This window comes from Sulfurirhabdus autotrophica (assembly GCF_004346685.1).
Lineage (GTDB): Bacteria > Pseudomonadota > Gammaproteobacteria > Burkholderiales > SMCO01 > Sulfurirhabdus > Sulfurirhabdus autotrophica.
This window is the reverse complement of sequence record NZ_SMCO01000001.1, coordinates 23,727-37,591: the sequence shown is the minus strand read 5'-3', so window position 1 is coordinate 37,591 and position 13,865 is coordinate 23,727. Positions and strand designations below refer to the sequence as shown.

Sequence of the window (13,865 nt, the reverse complement as noted above, 5' to 3'; positions counted from 1 at the left end):
TTACTCCGCAATATAAGTAGGTTTAAAGAAAAATTGCTTTACTTCTGATGACCATTTACGTAATCAACAGCCTGTTTGACAGTGGTGATTTTTTCAGCTTCTTCGTCAGGAATCTCACAATCAAACTCTTCTTCCAACGCCATGACCAATTCAACGGTATCCAGTGAATCAGCACCTAAATCATCAACGAAAGATGATTCAATTTTAACTTCCGCTTCATTCACACCCAGTTGCTCAGCGACGATTTTCGTTACACGTTGTTCGATGTTTTCCATCTATTTACCCTCTCAAAAAAACTAAAAGCAACTTATCAAAGCGTATATCCCAAAATGGGGTATACAAAAATTCAGTTCAGAACAGGTTGCCAAAACTGCGTCAAAATAACCAGCCAGTAACACCGCGTTTGTTGTTATACCTTATTTCAAAACTTAAAACCGTTGGCATTCTACCAAATTTAACCACATAAAAAAATGTTCAATTATGACCGCCATTTGCTTTAGTATGCAAGCAATCAATAATACCCAACAATTTCAGTCAGTTAAAACATTAATCCATATACATGCCGCCGTTCACATGTAGCGTGGTACCTGTCACATAACCTGCCTGGGGAGATGCCAGAAAAACCACAGCAGCAGCAATGTCTTCAACCTGCCCCAATTTTCCCAAGGGAATATGCGCTTTTAAAGCATCACGCTGTGCTTCCGGCAAAGCACGGGTCATATCCGTATCAATAAATCCTGGCGCAACACAATTCACCGTAATATTGCGACTACCCACTTCACGTGCCAATGATTTACTGAAGCCAATAATGCCGGCCTTGGCTGCAGAATAATTGGTCTGCCCTGCATTGCCCATCACACCAACCACTGAGGCTATACTTATAATTCTTCCGCTACGTGCTTTCATCATGGCACGTAATACGGCTCGACTTAAACGAAACACCGATTTCAAGTTGGTATCCATGATGTCATCCCACTCATCGTCTTTCATACGCATCAACAGATTATCGCGGGTAATACCAGCGTTATTGACGAGAATAGATACATCACCAAAATCTTTCTGAATAGTTTCAATGCACTGTTCAACTTGGCTCGCATCAGTCACATTCAGTGCCAGCCCTTTACCTTTAATGTCAGCCGCTTTCAAATACGCTGTAATATTGTCTGCACCACTTTGACTCGTTGCCGTACCAATAATTGTTGCGCCCTGCTTACCAAGCCCCATTGCAATCGCTTGGCCAATGCCGCGACTCGCGCCAGTAATCAGTGCAATTTGCCCTTCCAGCATGACTTTATCTCCACAAATTACTTAAATCACTCGATTAAAACAAATGAATTTATTTAATAATTTAAATTAACTTAATTGTGCAATTACCTGTTTTGTACTATTAATTGAATCGCCATCCACTAAGGGGAACACTTGCATTGAGCCATCAATTCGCTTATTTAATCCGGCCAACACTTTCCCAGGCCCACATTCAACTAAATTCGTTACACCTTGCTGTGCAAATGCCTGAATTATCTCCACCCAACGCACGGGGCTATATAACTGCCGGGTCAGCGCATCCTTGATCCGCTCGGCATCATTAAATGACATAACGTCTGCATTATGCAGAACCGGTACTTCAGGCGTCTTAACCTGCACGTTCAACAAATACTGCTTAAGCTTTTCTGCTGCTGGTTGCATTAATGCACAATGAGACGGGACGCTAACAGGTAAAGGCAGTGCGCGCTTGGCACCTTTTGCCTTGGCCAGTTCCATGCCACGTTCTACCGCAGCCTTATTGCCTGCAATAACAACCTGCCCAGGAGAGTTGTAGTTAACGGCTTCCAACACCTCCCCTCCTGCTGCTTCAAGGCAAACTAACCTCACCACATCGTCATCCAGGCCAAGAATGGCGGCCATACCACCAACGCCCTCAGCAACAGCTTCTTGCATCGACTGTGCGCGATAGCGCACCAGTGGCAACGCTTCTGCTAGTGACAAAGCACCAGAGGCAACCAGTGCTGTGTATTCACCCAAACTATGTCCAGCCATGACAGCCGGAACCATTCCATCAACTGCATTCCAGGCTCGATAAACTGCAACGCCCGCTGTCAGCATAACGGGTTGCGTATTCACGGTTAGATTCAATTCTTCGGCCGAGCCTTGAGTCACCAATTGCCATAAATCCTGCTTGAGCACATCCGATGCTTCAACAAAAGTATCGCGGACAATAGGAAATGCCTCATAGCCATTCATCATGCCTATAGATTGAGATCCCTGACCGGGGAAAATAAATGCAAGTTTCATGTTAATTCTTGTCCGTTTTTTTGTGTTACCACTTTACCAGTACTGAACCCCAGGTAAAGCCGCCACCAAATGCTTCCATCAATATAGTTTCACCGGCTTTGATACGACCATCACGCACCGCAACATCCAATGCAAGCGGGATAGAAGCAGCCGAAGTATTACCATGGCGATCAACTGTCACAACCACGTTATCCATACTCATGCCCAGTTTTTTTGCAGTAGCCTGAATGATACGAATATTCGCCTGATGTGGAACCAACCAATTGATGTCGGATTTTTGCAGATTATTTGCCGCTAAAGTTTCATCCACAATGGCATCAAGTGTATTGACCGCCACTTTGAACACCGCGTTACCTTCCATCTGCATGAATGTATTTTCATCCATGCCACTCGAAACACCACCCGAAACTTTCAGAAGATCTTTATAACTGCCGTCAGCATGAATATGTGTTGAGATGATGCCCGGCTCTTTGCTGGCTTTCATTACAACGGCACCAGCGCCATCGCCCCAAATCACGCAATTAGTGCGATTAGTCCAATCGGTAATACGTGACAGGGTTTCTGCACCCACCACCAATGCACATTTATTTTGACCACTCCGCAAAAATTGATCCGCGATCGATAACGCGTAAACAAACCCGCTGCATACCGCTTGCACGTCAAAAGCGGGGCCACCGTTTTCAATACCCAGCTTGGACTGCAAAATACAGGCGGTACTTGGGAAGACCAAATCGGGGGTAGTCGTTGCAACAATAATGAGATCAATTTCCTGGGTATCGATTCCCGCGGCATGAATTGCCTGCTTGCATGCTTCTAATGCTAAATCACTGGTTAGTTCGTTTTCTGCAGCCAAATGGCGCTCACGAATACCTGTACGGTCAACGATCCATTGATCAGTGGTTTCAACCATCTGTTCCAGATCGTGATTCGTCAAAATTCTTTTCGGCAAATAACTGCCAGTCCCAACAATACGGGAGTACATCAAGCCGCTCCTTCACTTAAAAGAGACATCTGCTCGCTGATGCGACGCAATACACCATTACGTACTTCTTCAACTGCTCGCTCAATCGCATTTTCAAAAGCAACAGTATCTGCCGATCCATGGCTTTTGAGTACAATACCGCGCAAACCCAACAAGCTTGCACCATTATATCGACGATGATCAACCCTGCTCTTAAAACGGTTAAGCACAGGCAAAGCAACCAACCCAGCCAATTTGGTGAAAATATTGCGTTTAAATTCCTGTTTCAGCATGGTAGAAATCATCTGAGCCAGCCCTTCAGAAGTTTTTAGTGCCACATTGCCAACAAAACCATCACAAACCACTACATCTGTCGTGCCCTTGTAGATATCATCACCTTCTACGTTACCGTAAAAGTTAAGATGACTACGACGCAACAATTCTGCCGTCTGCTTTACAACCTCATTACCTTTGATATCTTCTGCGCCAATATTCAGGAGACCTACAGTCGGAGAAGGCTTATGCTCCACTGCTGAAACCAGCATCGCGCCCATAATGGCAAATTGCAACAGATGATTGGGAGTGCAATCCACATTCGCGCCTAAATCTAACACATGGGTGTGGCCATTTAACGTAGGCAGAATACTGGCTATGGCAGGCCTTTCAATATTGGGGAGCATTTTTAGAACAAAGCGTGAAATAGCCATTAGAGCGCCAGTATTTCCAGCACTCACGCAGGCATTTGCTTCTCCACTTTTGACGAGGTTAATGGCCACCCGCATCGAGGAATCTTTTTTATTGCGCAATGCAAGCGCAGGAGGGTCATCCATTGTCACCACTTCGCTTGCGGCATGTATTCGCAAGCGTGGACCAATAGCGGCTTTATGGGCTTGCAATTCCGATTCAATCACATCCTGCAGCCCAACCAGAACGATATTCACTTCGGGATTTCGGCGCAAGTATGCCAAAGCTGCAGGCACAGTAACGTGAGGCCCATGGTCGCCACCCATGGCGTCAATTGCTACAGTTATATCCATATAGCAATCTAACCCGGATATTTCATAAACTTGCATGTTGCCTGTACAGAGCTAAGCGAAACAGGCAAAAAATTGCCCATTTCCGCAAACTCCCTTTGATTATTACGAAAATTTCTTAAAGGAAGGCCGTAACTATTCATACGGGCATCTGAGCAAAATGTTTCATATCAATCAATAAACCAGCAAGAACGCGCATCAATTTACAAAATATCCAGTCTGATTTTTAGCGGCAATCACTTAAATGGATTGCGCGAATATTACTCGCCCTTGGCGCGGGTAACTTTACGACCACGATAATAGCCGTTCGGGCTGATGTGGTGACGCAGATGAGCTTCACCGGTCGTTGGCTCAACAGCCAATGGCGGGTTAGTCAGAAAATCATGAGCGCGATGCATACCACGTTTGGATGGTGACTTTTTGTTTTGTTGAACTGCCATGATAACTCCTTACTTTTTCGGGTTTTGCGCTTTTAATACAGCCAGCGCTTCAAATGCCTTACCTTGCCGGGAACCCTCTTGTCCGGCATCTTTCACATTACACTCGGCAATGGGATGCACGGGAGCCATCGGCAAATCCAGCAAAATTTCTTCTTCAATCAACGACAATACATCTAATTGCGGGTCAGCCAAAACAACGTCGATATCTTCAACTTCCTCTTCGTCAACTTCGGCTAACGCCATTTCATCTTTTATCAAGATGAGATCAGATTTCACACCAACCGGATAAGCAAAAGCCCCCAGACAGCGCTGGCAGCTAAGCTGCAAAGTGCCTTTTACCTCACAATGCAACGATAGCTTACCATACTGATCCATTCGTCCAGAGAGTTCATACTCAAGCACTCCGTCACTGGAAAACACCACGTCTTGCAACCTTGGCAGGCTAGCAACCGTGATTTTACCATGCAACACTTGCTTGTTGCGTGCAAACTCCAGACTATCTATAACAATCTGTTCAGACATAAGGCGCGCATGATATAATTTTTAGCTTTGGCTGTCAAAAAAAGGATTAAGAGTGATAAAGAAAATCCTCATTGCCAACCGCGGAGAGATCGCAGTACGTATTGTACGCGCCTGTTCCGAGTTAGGGATAAAATCGGTAGCTATTTATACCGATGCTGACCGACACGCACTGCATGTAAAGAAAGCTGATGGCGCCTACAATATCGGTTCTGATCCGGTTCTGGGCTATTTGAACGCTCACAATATAGTCAATCTTGCTGTGGCAAGTGGTTGTGATGCACTGCATCCAGGCTATGGTTTTCTATCTGAAAATCCTACGCTCGCTGAAATTTGCGCTAGAAGAGGGATTAAATTTATTGGCCCGCCTGCCAAAGTTATTCATCAAATGGGCGACAAAATTCAGGCTCGACAGGCCATGATCAAGGCTGGCATTCCGGTTATCCCTGGTAGCGACCATAATTTGGAAAATGTTGAAGAAGCGAGGAAGCTGGCTAAAACCACTGGCTATCCGGTCATGCTAAAAGCGACTAATGGTGGTGGTGGCCGCGGAATTCGCCGTTGCAATAATGAAGAAGAATTAACCAAGAACTATGATCGGGTTGTTTCAGAAGCGGGAAAAGCTTTTGGCAAGCCAGAAGTGTTCTTGGAAAAATGCGTTGTTAATCCACGTCATATTGAGGTGCAGATTCTAGGCGACAATCAAGGTAACGTCATACATCTCTATGAACGTGACTGCTCTATCCAGCGCCGCAACCAGAAGCTGATTGAAATCGCTCCCTCACCGCAACTTACTGAAGCACAGCGCCAATATATCGGTGGTCTGGCAGTTCAGGCTGCCAAGGCTGTCAAATACGTCAATGCCGGGACTATTGAGTTTTTGCTGGATTCCGACAATCAGTTTTACTTCATGGAAATGAACACACGCTTGCAGGTTGAACACACCGTCACCGAAACCATTACCGGGGTAGATATTGTTCAGGAGCAAATACGGATTGCCAGCGGGCTGCCACTACAATATAAGCAGTCTGAAGTGAGTTATCGTGGTTTTGCCATGGAATTCAGGATTAATGCCGAGGACCCAAAAAACGAATTCTTACCCAGTTTTGGCCGGATAACGCGCTACTATGCACCAGGAGGTCCAGGCATCAGGACTGACGCTGCCATTTATACTGGCTACGTCATTCCACCCTATTATGATTCCATGTGTGCAAAACTGACCGTATGGAACCTGACATGGCCTGGAGCGATAGAACGTGGACGGCGCGCATTGGATGATATGGCGGTGTATGGCGTCAAGACCACCATTCCTTATTATCAGGAAATTCTGAAAGACCCTGAGTTTCGGTCAGGTAAGTTTGATACCAGTTTTGTGGAAACCCATCCAGACCTGATAAACTATTCTGTCCCACGCCCCCCGGAACAACTGGCAGCCGCCATTGCGGCAGCGATTGCAGCCAGTGAGGGAATGTAAGTATTAATGTCCAGCATTAATAGTCAAATATTTAAACATTGGATTTAGGCATGGCAAAAGTTTTTATTACTGAATTGGTTTTACGTGATGGGCACCAGTCCCTGATTGCAACCCGCATGCGAACTGACGATATGCTGCCAATTTGCGCAAAGCTCGACAGCGTGGGTTTCTGGTCATTGGAAGCCTGGGGAGGTGCAACCTTTGACACCTGTGTTCGTTTTCTAAAGGAAGATCCCTGGGAGCGCTTGAGAAAGTTGCGTAAAGCGCTACCTAACACCCGCATTCAAATGCTTTTGCGTGGTCAGAACCTGCTTGGATATCGCCATTATTCAGATGATGTTGTACGAGCCTTTGTACAGAAATCGGCTGACAATGGTGTTGATGTATTCCGCATTTTTGATGCCATGAATGACTTGCGCAATTTACGTGTTTCAGTAGAAGCGACCAAAACCGCTGGGAAGCACGCCGAAGGAACAATTTCCTATACTACTAGCCCGGTGCATGATATCCCTCACTTTGTAGCACTTGCCAAAGAGCTTGAATCAATGGGCTGCGATAGCATTGCAATTAAAGACATGGCTGGTTTGCTCACCCCATATACAACCGGTGAACTGGTAAAATCCATCAAGTCAGCCACCAGCATTCCGATACATATGCACAGCCATGCCACCTCGGGTTTATCCAGCATGAGCTTTCTGAAAGCCATCGAAAATGGCGCGACTATTCTGGATACGTGCAATTCCTCTTTCTCTGATGGCGCTAGTCATTCATCGACCGAGAGCATTGTCGCAGCGCTTCAGGGAACTGATTACGACACTGGTTTGGATCTGATCGCAATACAGGAAATCGGTGCCTACTTCAGCGAAGTTCGCAAAAAATACTGGCAATTCGAAAGTGAATTTACCGGCTCTGATACGCGCGTTCTGGTAAATCAGGTACCTGGCGGGATGATCTCTAACCTTTCCAACCAGCTCAAGGAACAAGGCGCGCTTAATCGCATGGATGAAGTGCTGGCTGAAATTCCACGGGTCAGGGAAGATCTGGGGTTCCCTCCCCTTGTTACACCCACCTCACAGATTGTGGGTACGCAAGCTGTGTTGAACGTCCTGACTGGTGAACGTTACAAATCCATTACAACTGAAGTAAAACATTATTTACTGGGCCGTTATGGCAAAGCGCCAGGCGTTGTTAACTCCCAAGTGCGTATCATGGCAGTCGGTAATCAGGAAGTGATTACATGTCGCCCCGCAGATTTGCTGGAAGACGAATTGGACAAGTTGCGCGGTGAAATTGAAGGCTTGGCCAAAACCGATGAAGATACCCTGACCTATGCCATGTTTCCGGATATTGGCCGGACTTTCCTGCAAGAACGAGCTGCCGGATCACTCAAACCAGAAGTTATTTTACCGAAAGAGGCTAAAGAAAGCACCGGACCACGCTATGCGCCTAATGAATTCCATATCACACTCCATGGTGAGACCTATCACATTAAGCTGACCGGAAGTGGTCATCATGGTGAAGAGCAGCGACCCTTTTACGTTTCAGTTGACGGCGTAACAGAAGAAGTCGTGATTGAAACCATTAGCGAAATTGAAGTTGCGGGTGGAAGTGGCACCGGAGCAAGAACCAAAGCCGCTGACAGTCCAACTGCCCCCGGCAAGCGCCCAAGGCCTACACACGCAGGACATGTTAAGACCGCCATGCCTGGAACCATCGTGGATGTTCTGGTTAAGGCAGGCCAACAAGTGAAAGCTGGCGATCCTGTACTTGTAATTGAAGCCATGAAAATGGAAAATGAAGTGCAAGCTCCAGCAAGCGGCACAATCATCGCTGTGTATGTTAAAAAAGGGGACTCAGTGACGCCTGACGAGGCATTGATTGAGATTCAACCAGATTAATCATCAGGAAGGCAATGTAATATGAAGATCACCTCTATAGGGAATCTACAAAACGGCATTGCTTATTTTATTCACTTGTTTAACAGTAAGAGTCCATCTTGAACGAATTTCACTTTGTGCTGGCATCAACCTCTGTTTACCGACGCGAATTACTGTCCCGGTTGCAAATCCCTTTTTCTATTGCCTCACCCGATGTTGATGAAACTGCTTTTTCAGAAGAACAACCTGAAGAAACTGCCGAGCGCCTGGCCCTGTATAAAGCACGCGCTGTAAAAGATCAGTTTCAAAAAGCCCTGATTGTCGGCTCTGATCAGGTTGCCGTTCTGGAAGGTGTGCTGTTAGGTAAACCCCATACACATGATAACGCTGTCAAACAGTTACAATTCATGAGCGGGAAAACCGTTGTATTTCACACGGCCTTATGCCTCTATAACAGTTGGTCTGGTAATGCACAGACGACTGTTGTCCCATACAAAGTAAAATTCCGAAACTTAACTAATACACAGATACAAAACTACTTGCTCAAAGAGCAACCATACAATTGTGCCGGAAGTGCAAAAACCGAAGGATTAGGTATAGCGCTCATTGAGAACTTAGAAGGCAATGATCCAAACGCGCTGATCGGATTGCCTCTGATTCAATTAACTGAAATGCTACTCAATGAAAATGTGGACGTGCTCTCATGGAATCCGGCTTACTCTATCTAATTCCCACGACACTGGGTGAAGGTGACATTGCCAATGTTATCCCTGAGAATGTCAGAAAAATTACCTCAACACTTGATACATTCATTGTAGAACACCCCAAAACAGCCCGACAGTTTCTGAAACAAATCGGCACCATAACCCCACTGCAAAATCTGCAATTGCTCACCCTGGACGAACATACCAAAGCAGATCAATTACTGGCGTTATTAGAACCAGTATTCGCTGGAAAGAATGTGGGCCTGATCTCAGAAGCAGGTTGCCCCGCGGTGGCTGACCCTGGAGCAAATCTGGTCAGACTTGCCCATGAAAGAAATATTAAGGTTATTCCTTTAGTTGGACCATCATCAATATTGTTATCTCTGATGGCTTCTGGTTTGAATGGTCAGCGCTTTGCCTTTCACGGTTACCTTCCTGTAGACAAATCTGACCGGGGACAAAAAATAAAGGAACTGGAAGCTGAATCGAAAAAGCTGGATAAAACTCAGATATTTATTGAAACGCCCTACCGTAACCTGCAATTGTTTGAAGCATTGACGCAAACTTGCGATAAGCATACCCGTTTATGCATCGCAACAGATATTACAACAGCAGGCGAAACCATTTTGACGAAAAAAATTGCTGACTGGAAGAAACAGACACCAGACATCCAGAAAAAACCCAGCATTTTTTTGCTCTATAATGGACAATAATGATTATGCGATTGATGTCAGCAACTTACTTGCCTCTCCCTCCTCCCGCTATTAATTAGCGAATGTATGCGATGTCCATGAAATCTTATCTGACTTGGACATACGTTTTTTTCCTGATGATTTGGCTTACTTTTTCAGCCATAATCACCGCATTCGTCATATCCATGAGCCTGAACAATGCAGAGTCTCGCTTTACTCAATTCAGCAATGCCTTGTTCCACGATATTTCAGAAAAAACAAAAGATAATGAAACTATCATTGAAGGTTTTGCAGCAGTTTTTGACACCTACACTTCAACTGAGCTTAAAAAAATATCTCAGTACTCGAAGCTGGTAATTGAACGACACCCGCAAATATATGCTCTCGAAATTGTTCAAGTTGTCCCTAAAACCAATTTGAATGAATTCATTGCTCTCCAGCACAAAACCGGCAATATCAATTTTCAGATCAAAAACTTCTCATACAACACAGATCGAAAATGGCGCCCAGTACAAAATAAAGCCGTTTACTATCCAATCATTTTCATTGCGCCTATGAAACCAGGCTTCGAAGAGGTAATTGGTATGGACATGGAAACAGTGCCTTATTCACTTGATGCTATGGCAGCTTCCCAGAAAAAGCATATTTCTGTGGCTACTTTTCCATTTCGCCTTATAGAGGGCAATCTTGCCTATGTTATCTTTCACCCTGTTCCAAGTAACTCAATAAACAAAACGCAACAAAACAATGCCCATTCGGATGCACCGTATATAGTCAGTCTGGTAGTCGATGTCGAAAAAATGCTTAAATCGGATACTTTCAATTGGCCAACAGAAATGCATGTCCAGGTATATCACAACCATTTCTCTCCCAATGACCCTATAGGAGAATTGCTCAATGTTAAAGCTACTCGCCACACACAACTGGAAGAACTACTACTCCCGCATTTTACCTATCAACGCACCGTAACCGCTGCTGGCCAACCCATTGCGCTGCATATAGAAAAACAAACCAGATGGTCAGATTTAAATCAGAAATTACTTCTCATCATTACACTTGCCACTTTATTATCACTGACGGTGCTTGTTTCTTACATTCGCTCCCATCAACGGGACAAGCTAGCAAAAATTGCTTCGGAAGGTCATCTGTGGTTCCTGGCGAACCATGATCCGCTTACCGGACTGCCTAACCGTAATTTGCTCCGTGATCGTATGGAAGTGGCAATTGCAAGAGCACAACGCCAATCAACAAAGTGCGGGATTATGTTTTTGGATTTGAATGGTTTTAAACTGATCAACGACTCTTATGGACACAAAACCGGCGATCAGTTGCTTAAAAATGTAGCTGACAGAATAAGCATATGTATTAGAGCTGACGATACAGTAGCCAGACTGAGTGGCGATGAGTTTGTCGTGCTTATTGAGAACATAGAAAGTCGCAAAATGCTTGAAATGGTAGCTGAGAAAATCAGGCAAAGCATTTCCCGACAATTTATTATTGAAAATCAGCCGATTTCTGCAGGGATCAGTGTTGGTATTGCATTATATCCTGAAGAAGGTATCAATCTGGATGAACTGCTCAAGCTCGCGGATAGCCGGATGTATTCTGATAAACATGCTGCTGAAAAAATTGATAATTACCAAATATAATTACAGCGCAATTATCATCAATCAAGCTCTTTTCACTTCGGTAAAAGAAATAATTTTATCGAGCCGAATCTCAATCTGATTGCCATTCTCCAGCCCGAATTTAAACCATTCTTCACCATTACGAGTCTGTACATCTATGGACGTACCACATTTCAGCATGACTCCATCAGCCGTTTCATAGCGTACTTCCAAAAGGGATTTGCGCATAACGCTAAGCTCGAGTCGCTCATGATCTGCGCAAGCAATAGGCTGATATTTTTCGGACATCAGCCTAATCTTTAATGCAAACTAACGCCGCTTTGGGTAAGCGGATTCAATGACTTTGCCATGACTGCACCAAAGCGCTTGGCAAATCGCTCTGCAAAACCTTCCTTCGGTGTATAGTCCACAATATTTTCAGCCTTGATTACTTCGCGCGCCACATATTCTGAACTGCCCATTGCATCAGCCAAACCATTTTCAATACTTTGTTGACCCGTCCAGATCAAACCGCTAAATGTTTCAGGCGTTTCTTTTAAACGTTTGCCACGACCTTGTCTAACCACTTGTATAAACTGCTGATGAATTTCACTCAGCATTGCTTCAGCAAACTCTTTTTGCTTTGGGCTGACAGGAGAAAATGGATCCAGAAAACCTTTATTCTCACCAGCAGTCAACAATCGGCGTTCAATTCCTAATTTTTCCATACCACTGGTAAATCCAAATCCATCCATCAGTACGCCAATTGATCCAACAAGACTAGCTTTATCCACATATATCTTGTCTGCTGCTGCAGCAACGTAATATCCACCGGACGCGCATATATCCTCAACAACCGCATAAAGTGGAATAGCTGGATATTTAGCGCGCAAACGCTTAATCTCATCATTGATATAACCAGCTTGTACCGGACTGCCGCCTGGACTGTTAATTCGTAAAATCACACCCTTTGTATCTTTGTCTTTAAAGGCTTCCTGCAATCCGGTAATAATTCTATCGGCACTGGCTTCATTAGGAGCGATCACACCCTGCAACTCCACCAGGGCAGTATGCCTTCCAGGTATAGGTACTTCGCCTTTACCAATCCAGCCCATGGCAAGAAACAGTAAAATGAACAAGTAACCAAAGCCCATCAGTTTGAAAAAAATTCCCCAATGGCGTGACCTGCGTTGCTCCTGTACGGCCGCCAAAGCCACTTTTTCCAAAACCTGACGTTCCCAGCTATCTGGACTATTGGACTCAGACATATCTATCCTCATGTTTCATATAATAAATTTTACCTTCACTCTCTAATACAGTAAGTTTCTGCAGACTTTTACCTGCACAAGGTCCGTTTACACATATGCCGTTATCAGGTGCATACATCGCACCGTGCGTAGAGCAAATCAAGTATACCCCTGAATCATCAAAAAATTCACCTTCCATCCAGTCTAGCTCTACAGGTACATGTGCACAACGATTCAGATAAGCGTGGACTTGACCACCGGAACGCACAACAAATGCAGCAGTCTCTTCGCCCTCAAACAGAATAGTGAACCGGATTCCTTTTCCGGATTCCGGCAATTCAATACTTTCACAAATTAAGCGTTGGTTTTCAGCCATAGATGCAACTCTGTGAAATTATCCAAACATGCCAAGGGCTCCAGATCAACAAGGTTTTGCTTAGGGTGCGCACCATAAGCAGCACCAAGTGAAGGCACTTTAGCATTAATTGCCATTTGCAAATCGTGTGTTGTATCACCAATCATGAGTGCCCTGTCAGCTGACACACCCAACTCAACCAGTATTTCCAGCAACATGCCTGGATGCGGTTTTGAAAAACTTTCATCCGCGCAGCGTGAAGCATGAAAAAACGGTCTGGTTTCTGTGTGATCAAAAGCACGATCCAACCCCCGCCGACTCTTGCCCGTTGCCACTGCCATCAAGAACCCCATTTCTGACAATTCCTGCATCGCTTCAAATACACCATCAAATAACGGAATTTCATTATCCTGAGAAAGAAAATAATGGCGATAACGTTCAACAAGCTGACCATATGATGAAGGTGACAACCCCGGCAACAACTCGGCTAGTGCTTCATTCAGTCCAAGGCCAATGATATGCCGTGAAGCAGCATCACTCGGTATTGGCAAATCCAGATCCCTGCAGGCAGACTGAATAGACATAACGATGGCACCTGCAGAATCCATCAAAGTGCCATCCCAATCAAAAACCAACAAATCAAACTGTTTCATAAATATACAA

The 13,865-nt window shown here is 44.9% G+C and carries 16 protein-coding genes; 5 read left to right on the top strand and 11 right to left on the bottom strand.

Annotated features, from left to right (window positions below):
• Window positions 1-38 precede the first annotated feature (38 nt).
• The 7 genes from acpP to EDC63_RS00135 all read right to left on the bottom strand — a co-directional run bounded on the left by acpP (window position 39) and on the right by EDC63_RS00135 (window position 5,249).
• On the bottom strand, window positions 39-275 hold the full coding sequence (acpP, locus tag EDC63_RS00165; RefSeq protein WP_124947949.1) for an acyl carrier protein: 237 nt from the start codon (window positions 273-275) through the stop codon (window positions 39-41).
• A gap of 271 nt (window positions 276-546) precedes the next feature.
• Window positions 547-1,287, bottom strand: coding sequence for a 3-oxoacyl-ACP reductase FabG (gene fabG / locus EDC63_RS00160; RefSeq protein ID WP_124947950.1), 741 nt, complete (start codon window positions 1,285-1,287; stop codon window positions 547-549).
• Window positions 1,288-1,353: 66 nt separating this feature from the next.
• Window positions 1,354-2,292, bottom strand: coding sequence for an ACP S-malonyltransferase (gene fabD, locus EDC63_RS00155; protein ID WP_124947951.1), 939 nt, complete (start codon window positions 2,290-2,292; stop codon window positions 1,354-1,356).
• A gap of 25 nt (window positions 2,293-2,317) precedes the next feature.
• Entirely contained in the window at window positions 2,318-3,277 is a 960-nt protein-coding gene (locus EDC63_RS00150) for a beta-ketoacyl-ACP synthase III (RefSeq protein WP_124947952.1), read from the bottom strand.
• Window positions 3,274-4,290 carry a phosphate acyltransferase PlsX gene (gene plsX, locus EDC63_RS00145; protein ID WP_124947953.1) on the bottom strand — a complete coding sequence of 339 codons (1,017 nt, stop codon included), beginning with the start codon at window positions 4,288-4,290 and terminating at the stop codon, window positions 3,274-3,276. The genes EDC63_RS00150 and plsX overlap by 4 nt, the downstream gene beginning before the upstream one ends.
• 257 nt (window positions 4,291-4,547) lie before the next feature.
• The gene (gene rpmF, locus EDC63_RS00140) at window positions 4,548-4,727 is read right to left on the bottom strand and encodes a 50S ribosomal protein L32 (RefSeq protein WP_124947954.1); all 180 of its coding nucleotides are present in this window, start codon (window positions 4,725-4,727) and stop codon (window positions 4,548-4,550) included.
• 9 nt (window positions 4,728-4,736) lie between these two features.
• Complete coding sequence (locus EDC63_RS00135) at window positions 4,737-5,249, bottom strand: YceD family protein (RefSeq protein ID WP_124947955.1); 513 nt, start codon at window positions 5,247-5,249, stop codon at window positions 4,737-4,739.
• Between the two features lie 52 nt (window positions 5,250-5,301).
• On the opposite strand from EDC63_RS00135, the gene EDC63_RS00130 reads away from it, so the two are divergent.
• The 5 genes from EDC63_RS00130 to EDC63_RS00110 all read left to right on the top strand — a co-directional run bounded on the left by EDC63_RS00130 (window position 5,302) and on the right by EDC63_RS00110 (window position 11,642).
• A complete protein-coding gene (locus EDC63_RS00130; RefSeq protein ID WP_124947956.1) occupies window positions 5,302-6,720 on the top strand; it encodes an acetyl-CoA carboxylase biotin carboxylase subunit in 1,419 nt (472 codons plus the stop codon).
• A 50-nt stretch (window positions 6,721-6,770) separates the two neighbouring features.
• The gene (oadA, locus tag EDC63_RS00125; protein ID WP_124947957.1) at window positions 6,771-8,618 is read left to right on the top strand and encodes a sodium-extruding oxaloacetate decarboxylase subunit alpha; all 1,848 of its coding nucleotides are present in this window, start codon (window positions 6,771-6,773) and stop codon (window positions 8,616-8,618) included.
• Between the two features lie 98 nt (window positions 8,619-8,716).
• Window positions 8,717-9,325: a Maf family protein gene (locus tag EDC63_RS00120; RefSeq protein WP_223248459.1), complete on the top strand. Its 609-nt coding sequence runs from the start codon at window positions 8,717-8,719 to the stop codon at window positions 9,323-9,325.
• Window positions 9,301-10,014 carry an SAM-dependent methyltransferase gene (locus EDC63_RS00115; RefSeq protein ID WP_124947958.1) on the top strand — a complete coding sequence of 238 codons (714 nt, stop codon included), beginning with the start codon at window positions 9,301-9,303 and terminating at the stop codon, window positions 10,012-10,014. The genes EDC63_RS00120 and EDC63_RS00115 overlap by 25 nt, the downstream gene beginning before the upstream one ends.
• 77 nt (window positions 10,015-10,091) lie before the next feature.
• A complete protein-coding gene (locus EDC63_RS00110) occupies window positions 10,092-11,642 on the top strand; it encodes a sensor domain-containing diguanylate cyclase (RefSeq protein ID WP_165922879.1) in 1,551 nt (516 codons plus the stop codon).
• Between the two features lie 21 nt (window positions 11,643-11,663).
• Here the strand turns inward: EDC63_RS00110 and EDC63_RS00105 are convergent, their stop codons facing one another.
• The 4 genes from EDC63_RS00105 to EDC63_RS00090 are packed head-to-tail and all read right to left on the bottom strand — an operon-like array spanning window position 11,664 to window position 13,855.
• On the bottom strand, window positions 11,664-11,909 hold the full coding sequence (locus EDC63_RS00105; protein WP_124947960.1) for a transcriptional antiterminator, Rof: 246 nt from the start codon (window positions 11,907-11,909) through the stop codon (window positions 11,664-11,666).
• Window positions 11,910-11,920: 11 nt separating this feature from the next.
• On the bottom strand, window positions 11,921-12,868 hold the full coding sequence (locus EDC63_RS00100) for a S49 family peptidase (RefSeq protein ID WP_124947961.1): 948 nt from the start codon (window positions 12,866-12,868) through the stop codon (window positions 11,921-11,923).
• Window positions 12,861-13,223 (bottom strand): Rieske (2Fe-2S) protein, encoded by a 363-nt coding sequence (locus EDC63_RS00095; protein ID WP_124947962.1) that lies wholly within the window; start codon window positions 13,221-13,223, stop codon window positions 12,861-12,863. The genes EDC63_RS00100 and EDC63_RS00095 overlap by 8 nt, the downstream gene beginning before the upstream one ends.
• Window positions 13,202-13,855 (bottom strand): HAD-IA family hydrolase, encoded by a 654-nt coding sequence (locus tag EDC63_RS00090; protein ID WP_124947963.1) that lies wholly within the window; start codon window positions 13,853-13,855, stop codon window positions 13,202-13,204. Before EDC63_RS00090 ends, EDC63_RS00095 begins: the two co-directional genes overlap by 22 nt.
• Window positions 13,856-13,865 lie beyond the last annotated feature (10 nt).